17 protein-coding genes are annotated in these 18761 nt (G+C 23.7%); 4 read left to right on the forward strand and 13 right to left on the reverse strand.

Features of this window, described 5'->3' with window-relative positions; all coding sequences use genetic code 11:
* Nucleotides 1–3: 3 nt before the first annotated feature.
* Genes gpmI through rplM form a run of 5 tightly spaced genes read right to left on the reverse strand, consistent with a single transcriptional unit; the run spans nt 4 to nt 4002 of the window.
* Nucleotides 4–1563 carry a 2,3-bisphosphoglycerate-independent phosphoglycerate mutase gene (gpmI, locus tag H0H35_RS01840; RefSeq protein WP_185882770.1) on the reverse strand — a complete coding sequence of 520 codons (1560 nt, stop codon included), beginning with the start codon at nt 1561–1563 and terminating at the stop codon, nt 4–6.
* A 14-nt stretch (nt 1564–1577) separates the two neighbouring features.
* Nucleotides 1578–2405: a translation elongation factor Ts gene (gene tsf, locus H0H35_RS01845; RefSeq protein ID WP_185882771.1), complete on the reverse strand. Its 828-nt coding sequence runs from the start codon at nt 2403–2405 to the stop codon at nt 1578–1580.
* Nucleotides 2402–3124: a 30S ribosomal protein S2 gene (rpsB, locus tag H0H35_RS01850; RefSeq protein WP_185882772.1), complete on the reverse strand. Its 723-nt coding sequence runs from the start codon at nt 3122–3124 to the stop codon at nt 2402–2404. Before rpsB ends, tsf begins: the two co-directional genes overlap by 4 nt.
* Before the next feature lie 42 nt (nt 3125–3166).
* The gene (gene rpsI / locus H0H35_RS01855; RefSeq protein WP_185882773.1) at nt 3167–3547 is read right to left on the reverse strand and encodes a 30S ribosomal protein S9; all 381 of its coding nucleotides are present in this window, start codon (nt 3545–3547) and stop codon (nt 3167–3169) included.
* On the reverse strand, nt 3529–4002 hold the full coding sequence (gene rplM, locus H0H35_RS01860; protein WP_185882774.1) for a 50S ribosomal protein L13: 474 nt from the start codon (nt 4000–4002) through the stop codon (nt 3529–3531). The genes rpsI and rplM overlap by 19 nt, the downstream gene beginning before the upstream one ends.
* Nucleotides 4003–4164: 162 nt before the next feature.
* Here rplM and dnaK point away from each other — a divergent pair, with 162 nt between their 5' ends.
* Complete coding sequence (dnaK, locus tag H0H35_RS01865; protein ID WP_185882775.1) at nt 4165–6066, forward strand: molecular chaperone DnaK; 1902 nt, start codon at nt 4165–4167, stop codon at nt 6064–6066.
* A 492-nt stretch (nt 6067–6558) separates the two neighbouring features.
* Here dnaK and ftsH read toward each other — a convergent pair whose 3' ends face one another.
* Together ftsH and rsfS are read right to left on the reverse strand one after the other, a co-directional pair.
* Nucleotides 6559–8508 carry an ATP-dependent zinc metalloprotease FtsH gene (gene ftsH / locus H0H35_RS01870; protein WP_185882776.1) on the reverse strand — a complete coding sequence of 650 codons (1950 nt, stop codon included), beginning with the start codon at nt 8506–8508 and terminating at the stop codon, nt 6559–6561.
* Between the two features lie 43 nt (nt 8509–8551).
* Nucleotides 8552–8875, reverse strand: a complete 324-nt coding sequence (rsfS, locus tag H0H35_RS01875) for a ribosome silencing factor (RefSeq protein ID WP_185882777.1) — start codon at nt 8873–8875, stop codon at nt 8552–8554.
* A 108-nt stretch (nt 8876–8983) separates the two neighbouring features.
* Here rsfS and H0H35_RS01880 point away from each other — a divergent pair, with 108 nt between their 5' ends.
* Nucleotides 8984–9754, forward strand: coding sequence for a biotin--[acetyl-CoA-carboxylase] ligase (locus H0H35_RS01880; protein WP_185882778.1), 771 nt, complete (start codon nt 8984–8986; stop codon nt 9752–9754).
* A gap of 49 nt (nt 9755–9803) precedes the next feature.
* On the opposite strand, the gene H0H35_RS01885 is transcribed toward H0H35_RS01880, so the two are convergent.
* Nucleotides 9804–11474 (reverse strand): YidC/Oxa1 family insertase periplasmic-domain containing protein, encoded by a 1671-nt coding sequence (locus H0H35_RS01885; RefSeq protein ID WP_185882779.1) that lies wholly within the window; start codon nt 11472–11474, stop codon nt 9804–9806.
* Between the two features lie 11 nt (nt 11475–11485).
* Complete coding sequence (locus tag H0H35_RS01890) at nt 11486–13108, reverse strand: CTP synthase (RefSeq protein WP_185882780.1); 1623 nt, start codon at nt 13106–13108, stop codon at nt 11486–11488.
* A 229-nt stretch (nt 13109–13337) separates the two neighbouring features.
* On the opposite strand from H0H35_RS01890, the gene clpX reads away from it, so the two are divergent.
* Complete coding sequence (gene clpX, locus H0H35_RS01895; RefSeq protein ID WP_185882781.1) at nt 13338–14534, forward strand: ATP-dependent Clp protease ATP-binding subunit ClpX; 1197 nt, start codon at nt 13338–13340, stop codon at nt 14532–14534.
* Here the strand turns inward: clpX and obgE are convergent.
* From obgE to lpdA, 3 genes are all read right to left on the reverse strand, one after another.
* Nucleotides 14525–15502, reverse strand: a complete 978-nt coding sequence (gene obgE, locus H0H35_RS01900) for a GTPase ObgE (RefSeq protein ID WP_317167189.1) — start codon at nt 15500–15502, stop codon at nt 14525–14527. The genes clpX and obgE overlap by 10 nt on opposite strands.
* A gap of 17 nt (nt 15503–15519) precedes the next feature.
* Nucleotides 15520–16107: a nucleoside monophosphate kinase gene (locus tag H0H35_RS01905; protein WP_185882782.1), complete on the reverse strand. Its 588-nt coding sequence runs from the start codon at nt 16105–16107 to the stop codon at nt 15520–15522.
* 152 nt (nt 16108–16259) lie between these two features.
* Complete coding sequence (lpdA, locus tag H0H35_RS01910) at nt 16260–17651, reverse strand: dihydrolipoyl dehydrogenase (protein ID WP_185882783.1); 1392 nt, start codon at nt 17649–17651, stop codon at nt 16260–16262.
* A gap of 125 nt (nt 17652–17776) precedes the next feature.
* On the opposite strand from lpdA, the gene fsa reads away from it, so the two are divergent.
* Complete coding sequence (fsa, locus tag H0H35_RS01915) at nt 17777–18439, forward strand: fructose-6-phosphate aldolase (protein ID WP_185882784.1); 663 nt, start codon at nt 17777–17779, stop codon at nt 18437–18439.
* A 7-nt stretch (nt 18440–18446) separates the two neighbouring features.
* Here the strand turns inward: fsa and H0H35_RS01920 are convergent, their stop codons facing one another.
* Nucleotides 18447–18758: a hypothetical protein gene (locus H0H35_RS01920; protein ID WP_185882785.1), complete on the reverse strand. Its 312-nt coding sequence runs from the start codon at nt 18756–18758 to the stop codon at nt 18447–18449.
* Nucleotides 18759–18761 lie beyond the last annotated feature (3 nt).

Consider the following 18761-nt stretch of genomic DNA (forward strand, 5'->3'; position numbering starts at 1 on the left):
GGCTTAATTTATTTTATAATTTTCAATTATAGGTATTCCTGTCATAGCATTCGGTATTGGTAAATTCATGAGTTTCAAAATAGTTGGAGCAACATCGGATAAAGAATTTTTCTTTTTTAATAAAATATTCTGTTTTTTTATATTTTTTTTTAAAAAAACAAATGGTACCATAGAGGTAGTATGAGATGTATTCATAGATCCATCCTTGTTTATCATATATTCTGCATTTCCATGATCTCCTACTATAATAACCATATATGAATTTTTTACAGCTTCTTCAATACATATTTTTGTACATTTATCAACAATTTCACAAGCTTGTATTGTTTTTATCATATTACCTGTATGACCTACCATATCTGGATTTGCAAAATTTAAACAAATAAAATCAGCGTATTTTTTTTTTAATTCAGGTATCAATTTTTTTAAAATATTCCATGAACTCATTTCAGGTTTTAAATCATAAGTAGCAACTTTAGGTGATGGACACATAATTCGAGTTTCTTTTTTAAAAGGCTTTTCTCTTCCACCAGAGAAAAAAAAAGTAACATGTGGATATTTTTCTGTTTCAGCAATTCGAATTTGTTTTTTTCCTTTTTTTGATAAAATTTCACCTAAAGTATTTAATAATTTTTCATTTTTAAAAACAAATTCAACATTTTTATATGATTCCTTAAAACACGTCATTGTTATATATTTAGACAAATTTATATTTTTAATTCCTTTGTTTATACAAAAATTTTTATTATCATTTATAAAAAATTCTGTTATTTGTCTAGAACGATCTGGTCTAAAATTAAAACAAAATACAACATCTTTATTTTCTATTCTAGAAATTGGATCTCCTTTCTTATCAACCATTATAATAGGTTTCAAAAATTCGTCTGTTATCCCTTTTTCATAGGATACTTTCATGGAATTATAAATATTTTCAGATAAATCTCCATTTAAATTAGTCATTGAATCATATGCTATTTTAGTTCTTTCCCATCTACGATCACGATCCATAGCATAATATCTTCCAATAATAGTTGATAATTTTCCTACATATTTATTTGATATTTTGATCAGTTTATTAATATATTCAATGCCATTTTTTGGATTAGAATCTCTTCCATCTGTAAATACATGAATAAATATATTTTTTATTTTTTTTTCATGAAATATTTTTAAAAGATAAAAAAGATGATCCATATGAGAATGAACTCCTCCATCAGATAATAATCCTATAAGATGAATATTTTTATTGTGTAAATAATTTTGATCAAAAATATTATATATTAATTTTCTAAAATCATTATTTTGAATAGATAAATTAATTTTTTCTAAAGTTTGAATAACCTTTCTACCAGATCCTAAATTTATATGACCTACTTCAGAATTGCCCATTTGTCCCTTTGGCAATCCAACTTCTTCACCTGATGCAAATAATTCACTATAAGGATAATTATTAAAACAAAAATCCAAAAATGGAGTATGTGCTTGTGAAATAGCAGAATATTTTAAATTTTCAAATGAAGTAATACCCCAACCATCTAAAATTATTAATATTAATTTTTTCATTAAAAATATTTACATTAAATTTTTATCCTTTTAAAAAATCTAATCAATACATTTTTATCATGATTTCTTAAATAATCTTTTATAGTAATTTTATGATTTTTGATAAAATATTGATGAATTAAACTATTAGAAATTAAAAATTTTTTTAACTTTCCTCGTATTATTTTATTTAATATATTTTCCGGTTTTTTTTCTTTTTTTATTTGACTTTTTATAATTTCTAATTCATTTTTTATTAAAATTTTAGAAGCATGTTTTTCTTTGATAAATAAAGGGTCCATGGCTGTAACATGCATTGCTATATCTCTAGCTATGTTATGATTTAATTTAGAAGAAAAACCTAATAAAGTTGCAATTTTATAATTATGTGTGTAATTTGCTATGAATCGTCCTTCTCTTTTTTCAAAAATTTTCAATTCAATTTTTTCTTTAAAAATAGATAAATAATCATGAATCATATCTTGAATACTATGATGACTATTTCCATTTTTACATTTACTTTTTAAAAATTCAGTTTTATCTTTCCCTTTAAAATATAAGGACTCTTGTGATACTTTATTTAATAATTTTAAAAAATCTACACTTCGAGACAAAAAATCTGTTTCACAACTAATACCTACTATTGTTCCTATAGAACAATCTGAATTAACAGATGATAAAATAGATCCTTCTTTTATTTCGGTATTAGATTTAACATGAAAAATTTTTTTTCCCTTTTTTCTCAAAAAAATAATAGCTTTTTCTATATCTCCACAAGAATGAATTAATGCATTTTTACAATCTATCACCCCAACTCCGGTTTTTTTTCTAAGTAAATTTATCTGAGAAATAGAAATATTCATATTTTTTTTTTATTTTTTTTATGCACATAATGATTCTTCATGATAGATAAACCAGATCGAATCGCTTCTGATACAAATTTTAATATAATATCGATAGATTTAGATGAGTCATCATTAGATGGTATGGGATATTGTATAAATTTTGGATCAGTATTAGTATCCACCATTGCAAATATGGGTATTTTCAATTTCCTTGCTTCTTCTAAAGCAATTTTTTCTTTATTGGGATCTACTAAAAAAATGCCACCTGGTATCCGATTCATATTCGAAATACTTCCTAAATTTTTATATAATTTACCATATAATCTATTAATTAATAACCTTTCTTTTTTAGATAATGTATCAAAAGTTCCATTTTTTTTCATTCTCTCTATATTATTCATTTTTTTGATAGATTTCCGAATAGTAATAAAGTTTGTAAGAAGACCTCCTAACCATCTTTCTGTTACACATGGCATATTTACACTTTTAGCATACAAATAAACTTTATTTTTTGCTTGATATTTAGTACCAACTAATAAAATTTTTCTTCCATTACTTACTATTTTTTTTAATTCATTACATGCTTCTTTTAATTTAAAAATAGTTTTCGACAAATCTATAATATGAATTCCTCCTTTTTTCATAAAAATAAATTGTCGCATATTTGGATTCCATTTTCTTGAAACATGTCCAAAATGAACACCTGCCATTAATAAATCCTGAGCATTAATTTTCATTTTTTTGTTATTTTTTTATTTATCAAATTTAATTTATAAGTATCAACGTTTTGAAAATTGATATCTTTTCCTAGCCTTTTTCTGTCCAAACTTTTTTCTTTCTACCTTTCTAGAATCTCTTGTTAATAATCCCTCATTTTTTAATTTTTTTCGAAAATGTATATCAATTTTAGAAAGAATTCGAGATATAGCAAGGCGTATTGCTTCTGCTTGTCCATTAAAACCTCCTCCAGATACTTTAACAGTTATATCAAATTGATTAAATTTATCTACTGTTTTAATAGGTGCAAAAATTTTATGGAAAACATATTTTGAAAAATAATTTCCTATTTTTTTAGAATTGATAATGATCGATCCTACTCCGGATTTTAAATAAACACGAGCTAAAGAAGTTTTTCTTCTCCCTATGGAATGATATACCATTTTTTATAATTCAATTTTAACAAAGTTGGATTTTGAGCCTTATGTTCATGATGTGATCGAGGATAAATATGTAAATTATTTTTTAAGATTAAACGACTCAAACGATTTTTCGGTAACATACCCTTCACTGATTTATAAATAATCATCGCTGAATTTTTTTTCAATAAATCCTTAAAATATATTTCTTTTTTTCCTCCAGGATATCCTGTATAACGAATATACTTTTTATTATATTTTTTTTTCCCATTAACTTTAATATTATTAGAATTAATTACAATAACATGATCTCCACATATTACATGATGTGAAAAAATAGGTTTATGTTTCCCCATTATGATAAAAGCTATACTGGAGGATAGTCGTCCAAGTATTTGATCTTTTGCATCTAAAAGTATCCATGATTTAATTACAGAATTTTTTTTAGGAAAAATAGTTTTAAAACTAAATGGATCCATATTTATTATTTTTCTCTAATATAAGATTTTTTAAAAAATTATCAATTTTAAAATGACTTTTTGTCATATAAAAAATATAGTTCACTAAAAAATCTTTGATTTTCAAAATGGCATAATGATTGGAATAGTATTTTCAATGTTATAAAAATAAAATATATAAAAATGAGTAAAATTATAGGAATAGATTTAGGTACTACAAATTCTTGTGTTTCTGTAATGGAAATTAATGATCCACTGGTAATTCCAAATTCTGAAGGAAAAAGAACAACTCCTTCTATAGTAGCTTTTGTAGATGGAGGTGAAAGAAAAATTGGAGATCCAGCTAAAAGACAGTCAGTTACAAATCCATTGAAAACTATTTTTTCTATAAAAAGATTTATGGGAAGAATGTATTCAGAAATTTCTGAAGAATTGAAACATGTTCCTTATAAAGTTATCAAAGGAAGTAATAATACTCCTCGAGTCAGTATAGATAATCGATTATATGCTCCTCAAGAAATATCAGCAATGATTTTACAAAAAATGAAAAAAACATCTGAAGATTATTTAGGACAAGAAATCAAAAGAGCAGTGATTACTGTTCCTGCTTATTTTAATGATGCACAAAGACAGGCAACAAAAGAAGCTGGAGAGATAGCTGGATTAAATGTTGAACGAATTATCAATGAGCCAACAGCAGCTGCTTTAGCTTATGGATTAGATAAAAATAATCAAAATAAAAAAATAGTTGTATATGATTTAGGAGGAGGAACCTTTGATGTTTCTATCCTAGAATTAGGAGATGGTGTTTTTGAAGTGTTATCTACAAACGGTGATACTCATTTAGGAGGAGATAATTTTGATCAAGTTATAATTGATTACTTTTCTGACACTTTTAAATCTCAAGAAGGAATAGATTTAAGAAAAGATCCAATGGCTTTACAACGTTTAAAAGAAGCTTCCGAAAAAGCAAAAATAGAATTATCATCTTCTAATCAAACAGAAATAAATCTTCCATATATTACAGCTACAGATTCAGGGCCAAAACATTTAGTAATAACCTTGACTCGATCAAAATTTGAACAATTATCAGAAAAATTAATTCAAAGATCAATTTCTCCTTGTTCGAAAGCATTAAAAGATGCTAAATTGAATACAGAAAATATTGATGATGTAATTTTAGTAGGAGGTTCGACTCGTATACCAAAAGTACAAAAAGAGGTTGAAAAATTTTTCAATAAAAAACCATCTAAAGGTGTTAATCCAGATGAAGTTGTTGCCATTGGAGCAGCAATACAAGGTGGAGTATTAACTGGAGATGTTCAAGATGTTTTATTATTAGATGTAACTCCTTTATCTTTAGGAATTGAAACATTAGGAGGTGTTTTTACTAAATTAATTGATTCAAATACGACTATTCCTACTAAAAAATCGGAAGTATTTTCAACAGCATCAGATAATCAACCCGCGGTAACAATACGAGTAGGACAAGGAGATAGACCTATGTTTAATGATAATAAAGAAATAGGAAGATTTGATTTAGTAGACATTCCTCCAGCTCTTAGAGGTGTTCCACAAATAGAAGTAACTTTTGATATAGATGCAAATGGAATTTTAAATGTATCGGCAAAAGATAAAGGAACAGGAAAAAAACAATCAATACGAATTGAAACATCTTCAGGTTTGAGCCAAGAAGAAATTGAAAAAATGAAAAAAGAAGCAATAAAAAATGCTCAAAAAGATGAAATAATTAAAAAAGAAATTGAAAAATTAAATAAAGCAGATAACTTAATATTTCAATCAGAAAAACAATTAAAAGATTATGATAAAAAATTATCAGATAATAATAAAAAAAATATTCAAAATGCTTTAAAAGAATTAAAAAATGCTTATTCTAAAAAAGACATTGTTTCTATTGAAAAATATATTCAAACATTAAATGATGCTTGGAGCAATGCTTCTAAAGAAATGTATTCCAATGTACCAAACAATGAAAATAATAAACCAAGAAAAAAAGAAAATTCTAATAAAAATGCAAAAGAAAATGATAATGTACAGGATGTAGACTATGAAGAAGTAAAATAACATTTATTATAAAAAGGAAAATACCAAGGAAATATATAATTTTCTTAGTATAAAAAAATAAATATTTTCAATACTATTTAAATAATTTTATCCGCCTTACTTTTGTTTATTATGAAATTTATTTCTATTAAATACAATAGAATATCAATCCCTAATATTATATATTTCTATATAGATGATGTATAGAATATAATAAAAAAAACTATACTACTTAATCCAAAATATTCATTCTGAATATTTTGGATTTTATGTTTATGAAAATTAATTTTGTAAAAAAAAAGAGTAAAAATAGATCAAACAGCCCATTTTTCTGAAAACAATTTGTCATTATACAAATAATCAAGAATAATCCAATAAATTTTTATCACATTGATATAAATATAATACACCCAATATACAAAAACAAATATCATTATTATTCAAGACAATATACCTTCTTAATATAAAATAGAAAATCATCGAACATAAAAAATATTAATAAAAAATTAATTATTAAGAAGAAATTGGTTCAATTGGATTATTTAACATATTTTCTACTTCATCGGGAAAAGTTCTTTCTCCAAATATTTTTTTGACATCTTCTCTAAAAATCACCTCTTTTTCTAATAATTCATTAGCTAACATAGATAATTTTATTTCATTATTCTTTAATATTTTTTTAGATCTTTCATATTGTTCTGAAATTATTTTTGATATTTCTTCATCTATAATTTGAGCAGTTTTTTCGCTATAGGGTTTAGAAAAGAAAAAATCGTTTTGTCCTGTAGAATCATAATAAGAAATATTTCCAATTTTTTTATTTAATCCAAAAATTACAACCATAGATTGAGCTTGTTTGGTTACTCTTTCCAAATCATTTAAAGCTCCAGTCGAAATGGATCTAAAAATGATTTCTTCTGCTGATCTACCTCCTAATAAAGCACATATTTCATCTTTCATTTGGTCTAAAGTGGTCAACTGTCTCTCCTCTGGAAGATACCAAGCTGAACCTAAAGATCTACCCCTAGGAACTATTGTTATTTTTACTAAAGGAGAAGCGTATTTTAGTAACCAACTTACAGTAGCATGACCTGCTTCATGATATGCTATTCTTTTTTTTTCTTCTGGTTTTATCACCTTATTCTTTTTTTCTAAACCTCCTATAATTCGATCTATAGCATCTAAAAAATCTTCATGATTTATTTCATTTCTATCTTTTCTTGCAGCAATAAGTGCAGATTCATTACATATATTTGCTATATCAGCTCCACTAAATCCTGGAGTTTGTTTAGCAAGAAAGTCTACATCTACATCATCGGATAAAATCAAGTTTTTTAAATGAACATCAAATATTTCTTTTCTTTCATTTAATTCTGGTGGATCGACTAATATAGTGCGGTCAAAACGTCCAGGACGAAGTAATGCGTTATCTAAAATATCAGATCTATTAGTAGCAGCTAAAACAATAACATTAGTATACGTATCAAATCCATCCATTTCAGTTAAAAGCTGATTTAATGTGTTTTCTCTTTCATCATTTGATCCTGCTATACTACTTTTTCCTCTAGTTCTTCCTATAGCATCAATTTCATCAATAAATATAATACATGGAGATTTTTCTTTTGCTTTTTCGAAAAGATCTCTAACTCTAGACGCACCTACACCTACAAACATTTCTACAAAATCAGATCCTGATAAAGAAAAAAATGGAACTTTTGCTTCTCCAGCAACAGCTTTAGCCAATAAAGTTTTTCCCGTACCTGGTTGACCTATTAATAGAGCTCCTTTTGGAATTTTTCCTCCAAGTTTAGTATATTTTTGTGGACTCTTTAAAAATTCTACTATTTCTTGAACTTCTTCTTTTGCTCCCTCTAGTCCAGCTACATCTTTAAATGTTGTTTTTACATCATCATTTTCATTAAATAATTTTGCTCTAGATTTTCCAATATTAAATATCTGACTTCCTGGCCCTCCTCCTGTAGAACCAATTCTTTTAAATAAAAAAATCCAAAAAATTATTAGTAATATAAAGAAAATTCCATAATCAAGAAAAAATTTTGTTAATGTATATTCTTGTTGATTTTTGAATTCAATAAGAGTATCTAAATTATACTTTTCTTTAAATTTTTCAAATTTTTTCTGAAAAAATTGGAGATCTCCAATTTCAAATTCGTATTGTAACGGTTGAGAAATAAAATATCTTCCATTTATTATATGTTGACCATTTTTTATTCCATTTATTGATGATAAATTTCTTTTTAAATAAACATATACAATTTCCTTATGTTTGACTACAATTTTTTGAACTTCACCTCTTGATAAAATTTCAAAAAAAGTATCTTGATCAATTTTTTTAGGCCTGGAAAAAGAGGATTTAAAAAAAAATATTCCAAGGAATATAGAAAATATCGCTGCATATATCCAAAAAAAATTATTTCTATTTCTAGCCTTTTTATTTGTCATATATTAATTTTTCTCCGTTAATTATTAATGTATTTGAAGTTAATTATAAATTATTATGATTCCATACATTTTCTATGTTATAATATAATCTTACTTCTTTTTGAAAAATATGAACAACAATACTTTCATAATCTATTAAGATCCACTTTTTATTCTTTAAACCCTCTATATGATAAGGTTTTATATTTAATTTCTTCATGATGAATTTTTCTATATGTTGAAATATCGAAAAAACTTGATTACAAGAATTTCCATTACAAATAACAAAATAATCACAAATAAAATTACTTCTTGTTTTAAAATCTAGGATAGATATATCATATCCTTTGACTAATTTAATTCCTTGTACAATTTCTTTTAATAACAAAATAAAAATTATTTTTCTATTTATTATATATATTCTATCTTTTTATTTTAAAAACAAAAATAAGGTTTTCGATTAAAAGAAATTAAATTTTTTAATATCAAATGAACATTGAAGAAATTTATTTGGCCTGTAAAAGTTTTTTTTATAAAAAAAATAACTTCAACAAACTATTTTGCTAAATTACATTCTTTTTCTGGTAACAAAAATTGGACAATTGTTTGGTCGCAAAATCAAACTCAAGGAAAAGGAAAAGGAAAAAATTATTGGTATTCAGAAAAACAAAAAAATTTAACTTTTAGTATTACATTTAATCCAATTTTATCATTTTTTTCAAAACATTTATATGTTATCAATTATATTGTCAGTAATGCTATTCACAAATTTTTAACAAAAACATTTAATCATAATGGATTTTATATTAAATGGCCTAATGATATATTAATCAATCATAAAAAAATATCGGGAATATTAATAGAAAATAATATTTTTTTACATAAAATTAATAATGTTATTATAGGAATAGGATTAAATGTTCATCAAACAAAATTTCGAAAAGAATGGAATGCTACATCTATAAAAAAAGAATTTAATACAAATTGTAACTTATATAATATACTTGAAGAAATAATTTTTGCTATACAAAAAGAATATTTTTTTTTTATAAAAAATGGGGAAAAGAAAATATACCAATATTACATTAAAAATTTGTATATGAAAGATCAAATTTCATATTTTTTTCTTTGCAAAAAAAATATTTTTGTAAAGGGAATTATTCGATTCATTTCTAAAAAAGGTGATTTAATTATTGAAATTCATAACAAATTATATTCTTTTTTCCAAAAAGAAATTCAATATATAAATATTAATAAAATATTTTAATATTAAAAATAATTAATAAAAAATATTAGTTTTTTTGCATGAAAATATTTTACGTTGTTATTTTGACAAACTTCTTAATAAAGAATAAAAATATAATATTGATCACATTAGATGTAAAATAATATAAAGATAATGCAGAGGCGTAATTATTAATAAATAATAACATAATAAATGGCATAATATATAACATCCAATCCATATTTGGATATGAATCATCTTGAAATCCATCTTGTTTTCCATTATTAGTTAATTTCGTATAAACAAATAAAACTAAAGAATACAAAATAGTTAATAAACTTACATGATTTCCATAAAATGGAATATGAAAAGGTAATTTAACAATTGAATCATAAGAAGTTAAATCATCTACCCATAAAAATGATTTTCCTCTTAAATTAATTATAGTTGGAAAAAATTTGAATAATGAATAAAAAATAGGAATTTGAAATAATGTAGAAATACATCCAGACATAGGATTAATTCCTGCCTCTCGATATAATTTCATCATTTCCTTTTGTTTCATTAGTATATCTGAATTTTTATATTTATTATTAAGTTCTTCTATTTTAGGTCGAATTAATTTCATTATAGAACTCAATTTATATTGTTTATAAGTTATTGGAAATAAAATCATTTTCACAACTATAGTCATTAATATAACAATAATTCCATAATTTAATTTTGTTTTTTCTAGTAATTGAAAAATTGTTAAGAAAAAATATTTATTAATCCATTTTAAAAAACCCCATCCAAATGGAATCATATTTTCAAAACCACTTTCATATTTTTTTAATAAATTAAAATCTAAAGGACTAAAATAAAAACGAAAGGAATAATTAAATTCTTTATTTTTTTCTGTATATGAAAAAATATAATGCATTTTCATACCTTTTAAGGAATAACCTGAAAAAAAATGTTTTGAATAAATAAAAACATGATCCAAAATTTTATTTGGAACAATAATAGTTGTAAAAAATTGTTGTTTATGAGCAATCCAATTTACATCATAAATATTTTTTGCATCTGTTTTTTTTTCTGATAAACATTTTATTGATGAATGAATCATATCAGAATTATTAGAAAAAGAAGAATAATAAGTTTGAGTATAAGAATTTTCCCAATTTCTATCCTTTTCTAATGGAAGAATTTTTTGTTCTAAATTCAAAGAAATTAATTTATTAAAAGATTTTAATTTTTTTGTTTTTATAGAAAAATCAATAATATATTGGTCTTGATTTCCTAATTTATATATATGATATATAAATCCTTTTTCATAAGGATTTCTAGCTCTCATTATAATAATTTGATAATATTTTTTCTTTTTATTTACTATAGGATAAAAATTTAAATCTTGAGTATCAAAATGATAATCTTTTTTATTGGAAAATGATATATTATATAAAAAACTCGAATTAGATACTAAAAAAAGATTTTTTACATGGGATGACAAATTAGAATTATACGATTTGTATTTTTTTAATAAAATTTCATTTATCATTCCTCCTTTATTAGAAATTTTTACTCTTAAAACATTATTTTCTAAATATGAAAAGTTTTGTTTCTGATTTTGTCTCTTATTTTGAAAAAAATGTATTGTTTTCCGATTTTTTAAATGATGTTCAATATTTTGATTTTCGGAAATAAAAGTAAATATTATTAAAATCAAGAATATAAGAAACATTCCTATAATAGAATTATAATCTAATTTTTGATTCTTCATGTATAAGAAAATTACTGAATATTAAAATATTTATAATTTTTGGAAACTTTGATAAAATAATTAAATAAAGGATGAGGTTTTGAAACCGTGCTTTGATATTCTGGATGAAATTGAACTCCTAAAAAAAATAAATGATTTTCCAATTCTATCGCTTCTACTAATCCAGTATCGGGATTAAATCCTACAAATTTCATACCTGCATTAGAAAAACATTTTAAATAATCATTGTTAAATTCATATCTATGACGATGTCTTTCAAAAACTTCTTTTATACCGCCATAAATAGAATATATTTTTGAACCTTTTTTCAAAGAACATTTCCAATTACCTAATCTCATGGTTCCACCTTTATCTTTTATTTCTTTTTGTGTTTTCATTAAATTTACAACTGGATGTATTGTAGTAGGATTATTTTCATGACTTGCAGCATTTTTTAACCCTAAAACATTTCTAGCAAATTCTACTATAGCTATTTGCATTCCTAAACATATTCCAAAAAATGGAATTTTGTTTTCTCTAGCATATTTTGCAGCTAATATTTTACCTTCTATGCCTCTATTTCCAAAACCTGGAGCTATTAAAATTCCGGATATTCCATTAAAAAATATTTTAATATTTTCTTTTTTAATTGCATCAGAACATATCCATTTTATATCAACGAATATTTCATTTTCTGTTCCAGAATGTATTAATGCTTCTTTTATAGATTTATAAGAATCATGTAATGAAATATATTTTCCAACTAAAGCTAATTCAATTTTATATTTCGGATTTTTATATTTATTTATAAAAATATTCCATTTTTTGAGATTCGGAGTAGATATATTTTTTACATTTAAATGATTTAAAACAGACTTATCAAAATTTTGAAAGTGTAATAAAAAAGGAATTTCGTATATAATATTAGTATCAATAGATTCAATAACATTTTGAATATCTACATTACAGAATAATGCAAGTTTTTGTTTAACATTGTCGTCTATATGTTTTTTTGTTCTACATACGATAATATCTGCTTGAATTCCACTTTCCATTAATTTTTGAATAGAATGTTGTGTTGGCTTCGTTTTTATTTCGCCAGTAACTGAAATATATGGTAACAACGTTAAATGAACAACTAATACATTATGTTTTCCTAATTTCCATTTTAATTGTCGTAACGATTCAATGTAAGGCAATACTTCTATATCTCCAACTGTTCCTCCAATTTCTATAATAACTATATCATAATTTTTAGATTTTCCTAAAAATTGGATACGTCTTTTTATTTCATCAGTAATATGAGGTATTACTTGAACCGTCTTCCCCAAATAATTACCTTTCCTTTCATTATCTATCACTGTTTTATAAATTAATCCAGATGTAATATTATTGTCTTTTGAAGTAGTTTGATTTAAAAATCGTTCATAATGACCTAAGTCTAGGTCTGTTTCTGCACCATCTTTAGTTACAAAACATTCTCCATGTTCATATGGATTTAGAGTTCCTGGATCTACATTAAAATAAGGATCAAATTTTAATATAGTAATCTTATATCCTCTAGATTTTAATAACATTCCTAATGAAGCAGATACAATTCCTTTTCCTAAAGAAGACGTTACACCACCTGTAACAAAAATATATTTTGTCTTCATTATTATTTTTATAAATAAAAATATCGAAATAATGAAATTTTTATTTTTTTGAATGAAAATTTATGTTTTTTTTTTATATTTACCAAGATTTGGAGCAAGTCCTACACCAATCAGCTCCCCGTTAAATCCCCCAGATCGGGAACGAAACAAGGGTAATCGTGGTTGTAGCGATGTGATGTAGTAAGGCTTGCTCCTTTTACGTTAAAACATTTTTTAAGAAAAAAAATATATGGATGATTTTTTACAATGCAATTTTTGTGGAAAAAAAAAAAATGATATTACTATTTTAGTTTCAGGAATCAATAGCCATATTTGTGACTTATGCATAATAAAAACTTATTCAATCATTCATAATAATCATGAGCATAAAACGATAAATAATAAAAATTATATAAGAAATTATAAACCTAAAAAAATTTTATCTTTATTAGATGAATATGTAGTAGGACAAGAAAAAACTAAAAAAATTTTATCTGTTTCTTTATATAATCATTATAAAAGAATTTTTGATGATTCATTTTCTTCATCTTCATATAAAAATGAAAATATCAAACTAGAAAAATCTAATGTTTTATTAATTGGAAAAACAGGTACTGGTAAAACATTACTTGCTAAAAGTATGGCTAAAATACTAGATATTCCTTTTTCTATTTCTGATGCCACTTCTCTTACAGAAGCCGGATACGTAGGAGAAGATGTTGAATCTATTTTAACAAGACTACTACAATCTGCAAATTATAATGTAAATCAAGCCGAAAAAGGAATTATATTTTTAGATGAAATAGATAAAATATCTAGAAAAAAAAATAACCCATCTATTACTAGAGATGTTTCTGGAGAAGGTGTTCAACAAGCATTACTGAAAATTTTAGAAAGCTCTATAGTTTATGTTCCACCACAAGGAGGAAGAAAACATCCTGAACAGAAAATGATTCCTATTAATACTGAAAATATATTATTTATAGCTGGTGGAACTTTTGACGGTATTCAAAATATTATTTCAAAAAGAAAGAATGAAACTCCTATAGGTTTTTATCCTAAAAAAAAAACAAACAATACAGATGAAATTTTATCTGTTGATTTAAAAGAATTTGGATTAATTCCAGAATTAATAGGAAGATTTCCTATTGTTACTTGTTTACATTCAATTAATCGTATTTTTTTAAAAAAAATATTAATAGAACCAAAAAATTCTTTGATTAAACAATACAAAAAATTATTCCATTCAGAAAAAATATCTTTAAGCATAACAAATGAAGCACTAGATATTATTGTTGATAAAACCATGGAATCTGGAATTGGAGCAAGAGGATTACGAACTTTTTGTGAAAAAATATTTATGAAATATATATTTGATATTGATAATATATCTCCAATTTTGAATATAGACCATAAAATGGTTTCACAAATTTTGTGTCATTCATAAACTAATTTCCATAATTTTTCTTTTAATATTTTTAGACCTTCTTTTGTAAATGAAGAAATAAAAATAATATTTTGATTTAAAAATTCTTGAATAATCTTTTTTTTTGTATCATAATTTATTAAATCTGATTTAGATATAACTAAAAGATGTTTTTTATTCAATAAAATTGGATTAAATTTTTTCAATTCATTTATTAAATCTAAATATCTTTTTTTTTTATTATTAAATTCTGAAGAAATTAAAAATAGTAAAATTGAATTTCTTTCAATATGTCTTAAAAAATGTAATCCTAATCCTTTTCCTTTTGATGCATTTTTAACAATACCAGGAATATCTGCTATAGACAAAGAATCAAAATTATATTTTATTACACCTAAATAGGGTATTTTATTACTAAAGGGATAATTTCCAATTTTAGGTTTTGCTTTTGTAAGAACAGAAAGAAGAGTCGATTTTCCAACATTTGGTTCTCCAATTAATCCGATATCAGATAACATTTTAAGTTCTAAAAAAATCCATTTTCCTGTAGTTTTAGTACCAATGTTTGAATAAAATTCATATTTTGATTTCTTTATAAATGCATTTCCTTTTCCTCCTTTACCTCCTCTAAACAATATTTTTTTTTGAAAATTTTTAGTTATTTCCGTTAGTATATTATTATTACTATCTCTTATTATAGTACCCAAAGGTACTTCAATTAATAAATTAGATCCATTTGCCCCAGTTTTTTTATTTTTTCCACCTGAAAATCCAGTTTTAGCTATCCAATGTTTCTGATATCTTAAATGAAATAAAGTTCGAAACTGAGAATTTCCTATAATAATAATATCACCTCCTTTTCCTCCTGAACCTCCATTAGGTATAGTTTTAGTTGCATTTCTAATTTTAGAAAAATGATAACTACCATTACCTCCATTTCCACTTTTACAAAAAATTTTTATAAAATCTATAAAAGAATATTTCATCATGATAACATAAATATGTCTTATTTATTTTTTACAAAATTTAAAATTTTTTTTTCTACAAAAATAGATATTTCTTTTATAGAATAATTTGCTTTGATTTCTACTAAATGATTTTTCCATTTTTGATTTTTCCAAATTAATGAAGTTTTTTTATTATATTCTTCAATTCTCTTTTCTACAGTATTTATATTTATATCATCTTTTCGAAAACTAGTTTTTCCTCTATTTAATAATCTATAAATTATTACTTCTTTTTGAATTTTAAAATGAAAAATTATATTTATTTTTCCTAAAGAAAAATATTTCAATGTTTTTTCCAATGATAAAATTTGTTTTTCAGTTCTAGGATATCCATCATAAATAATACCTTTATAATGAAAGCATTTTTTCATTTCTTCTATAAAAATATTTGTAGTAATCAAATCAGGAACTAACTTTCCTCTATTAATATAATAGCTAACTTTTTTTCCTATACTAGTTTTTTTTTCTATGTGTTTTCTGAACATTATTCCAGTAGATAAATGAACAAAACCAAATTGATTTTTTATAAATTTAGCTTGAGTTCCTTTACCACATCCTGGAGGTCCAAATAATATAATATGAATCATAAAATATCAATTATAAATATCATCTATAAAAAACAGGAAAAAAATTAGAAAATAATTTTCCAATTATAATTATTTTAATATTATAATTATATAACAGTAAAAAAACGATAAAAATCTTTGATGTTTTTAATAACAATATTTAATATTATTCATTAGAAATGAATAGCTTTTCCATAAGCCATGGCTATAGATTCTATAATAGATTCACTTAAAGAAGGATGAGGATGAATACTTGATAACATTTCATAACTAGTTGTTTCTAATTTTCTTGCAACTACAACTTCAGATATGAGATCGGTCACGTGATGCCCAATCATATGACATCCAATCCATTCGTCATATTTTGAATCAAAAATGACTTTTACAAATCCATCCGTATTTCCATCAGAAATTGATTTTCCTAAAGAACTAAAAGGAAATTTAGATATTTTAACTTTAATTCCTTTATCTTTAGATTGCTTCTCTGTATATCCTACTGAAGCTATTTCTGGAAAAGAATAAACACATTTTGGAATATTATTATAATCTATTTTTAAATAGTCTAGTCCTTTTATATTTTCAACACAACTTATAGCTTCATATGAGGCTACATGAGCTAATGAAGGGGTATTGATGACATCTCCTATAGCGTAATAACCATCTATATTTGTTTGATAATTATTTCCGACTACTATAAATTTGTTTTCAGTTTGAATTCCTATTTCCTCTAATTCAAGACATTGAGTATTAGGAACAACTCCTGTTGCATAAAGAACTATATCGGATTCTAAAGAAAACTCTTTTTCATGTATATCTTTAATAGTAACTATTACTCTATTTTCCTTTCTAATAATTTTTTTTATATAAGAAGATGTATATATTTTTATACCCATTTTTTCAAATGAAATTTTTAAGTAATCGGATATTTCATCATCTCCATTTGGAAATAGTTTTTCACACATTTCTATAATCATAATATTAACACCCATACTATGATAAAAATAAGAAAATTCTAAACCAACAGAACCTGATCCAATAATTATCATATTTTTAGGAGCTTGAGATAAAGTTAGAGCTTCTTTATATGTAATTATTGTTTTTCTATCATATATATTCTTATCAATTTTAGGTAATGAACCAGTTGCTATAATAATATTAGAAGCAGAATGTATTTCTACACTTTTATTTTCTCGAAAAATTTCAATTTTTTTTCCTTTTTTTAACTTTGCTGATCCATAAATAAGATGAATTCCATTTTTTTTCATTAAAAATAAAATTCCTTTTTTCACCCTTTCTACAGATTTTCTACTATTAGAAATAATTTTCGAAAAATCGATTTTTAATGAATCAGGGTTAATCCCAAATAATGTTCCATTTTTTTTTATAGATTGCAAGATATTTGCACTTTTTATCAATGATTTTGTTGGAATACAACCCCAATTTAAACAAATTCCTCCAATAGAATCCTTTTCTATGATTGCTGTTTTTAATCCAAGTTTTGAAGAACGTATAGCAGCAACATAACCTCCTGGGCCACTTCCTAAAACGATGACATCAAAATGCATGATTTTTTTCCAAGTAATTAATTTCCGATAAAATTACAGAATTTTCTCATCATTGATAAATAAAAAGTATTTTGATATCGAAAAATATTATAAATTGCAATTGTAATATTAAAATATTATTCATCATGAAATTTTTTTTAGATACAGCAAATCTAAAAGAGCTAACCGAAGCTAAATCCATAGGGATATTAGATGGTGTAACAACTAATCCTACTTTAATTTCAAAAGAAAATGTATTCTCGAAAAATGATATTTATAATCATTATCAATCAATATGTAATATAATAGGAGATACATGTGACTTAAGTGCAGAAATTATAAGTAAAAATTATAATGATATTATTCAAGAAGGAAAAATATTATCTAGTCTTCATAAAAATATTGTATTAAAAATTCCTATGACGCAAGATGGATTAAAAGCTATTAATTTTTTCTCTGAAAGAAATATTAGAACTAATTGTACTCTTGTTTTTTCATCTGCACAAGCAATTTTAGCAGCTAAATCTGGAGCTTATTATGTTTCTCCATTTATAGGAAGATTAGATGATATATCATATAATGGAATACATTTAATTGAAGAAATGAATTATATATATAATAATTATCAATTCAATACTAGAATATTAGCTGCTTCTATTAGAAATCCTATACATATTATAGAATGTTCTAAACTAGGAATATATGCTATAACATCTCCATTAAATGTTATATATTCTTTATTTAATCATCCACTTACAAATATAGGAATAACAAAATTTATCCAAGATTATAAAAATAAAATTAAATAAATATTTTTTATATTAGTTTTACTTTATGTTTTAATAAATATTGAATTGATAATGAAGTAGGTTTAGGTAATTTTTCATAAGACTTTGAAATACGAATTTGTTCTTTATTTTCGAATATTTCATCTAAATTATTTTTATTGATCGATTCAAATTGCTCTAATTTATTATCTAAATCTATTTTTATTTTACTATGTATTTTATTGCTAATTTTTTCTAAAATACATATAGTATGATATATATTTTTTCCAGATTTTTCTTGTAAATTGACACAATCTACTGTTTCTGTATTTATCGGCGCATTGATATCTATATTGATCATAAT

It is taken from the genome of Blattabacterium cuenoti (assembly GCF_014252435.1).
Lineage (GTDB): Bacteria > Bacteroidota > Bacteroidia > Flavobacteriales > Blattabacteriaceae > Blattabacterium > Blattabacterium cuenoti_X.

What these genes read in the sequence shown, in the direction of transcription:
- rpsI (WP_185882773.1), bottom strand. Translation starts at nt 3,547, where the DNA reads ATGGTATATCATTCCATAGGGAGAAGAAAAACTTCTTTAGCTCGTGTT.
- rplM (WP_185882774.1), bottom strand. Translation starts at nt 4,002, where the DNA reads ATGGATCCATTTAGTTTTAAAACTATTTTTCCTAAAAAAAATTCTGTA.
- tsf (WP_185882771.1), bottom strand. Translation starts at nt 2,405, where the DNA reads ATGAATATTTCTATTTCTCAGATAAATTTACTTAGAAAAAAAACCGGA.
- H0H35_RS01905 (WP_185882782.1), bottom strand. Translation starts at nt 16,107, where the DNA reads ATGATTCATATTATATTATTTGGACCTCCAGGATGTGGTAAAGGAACT.
- fsa (WP_185882784.1), top strand. Translation starts at nt 17,777, where the DNA reads ATGAAATTTTTTTTAGATACAGCAAATCTAAAAGAGCTAACCGAAGCT.
- H0H35_RS01890 (WP_185882780.1), bottom strand. Translation starts at nt 13,108, where the DNA reads ATGAAGACAAAATATATTTTTGTTACAGGTGGTGTAACGTCTTCTTTA.
- gpmI (WP_185882770.1), bottom strand. Translation starts at nt 1,563, where the DNA reads ATGAAAAAATTAATATTAATAATTTTAGATGGTTGGGGTATTACTTCA.
- ftsH (WP_185882776.1), bottom strand. Translation starts at nt 8,508, where the DNA reads ATGACAAATAAAAAGGCTAGAAATAGAAATAATTTTTTTTGGATATAT.
- rpsB (WP_185882772.1), bottom strand. Translation starts at nt 3,124, where the DNA reads ATGAAAATTAATGCTCAGGATTTATTAATGGCAGGTGTTCATTTTGGA.
- H0H35_RS01920 (WP_185882785.1), bottom strand. Translation starts at nt 18,758, where the DNA reads ATGATCAATATAGATATCAATGCGCCGATAAATACAGAAACAGTAGAT.
- lpdA (WP_185882783.1), bottom strand. Translation starts at nt 17,651, where the DNA reads ATGCATTTTGATGTCATCGTTTTAGGAAGTGGCCCAGGAGGTTATGTT.
- H0H35_RS01885 (WP_185882779.1), bottom strand. Translation starts at nt 11,474, where the DNA reads ATGAAGAATCAAAAATTAGATTATAATTCTATTATAGGAATGTTTCTT.
- clpX (WP_185882781.1), top strand. Translation starts at nt 13,338, where the DNA reads ATGGATGATTTTTTACAATGCAATTTTTGTGGAAAAAAAAAAAATGAT.
- dnaK (WP_185882775.1), top strand. Translation starts at nt 4,165, where the DNA reads ATGAGTAAAATTATAGGAATAGATTTAGGTACTACAAATTCTTGTGTT.
- obgE (WP_317167189.1), bottom strand. Translation starts at nt 15,502, where the DNA reads ATGATGAAATATTCTTTTATAGATTTTATAAAAATTTTTTGTAAAAGT.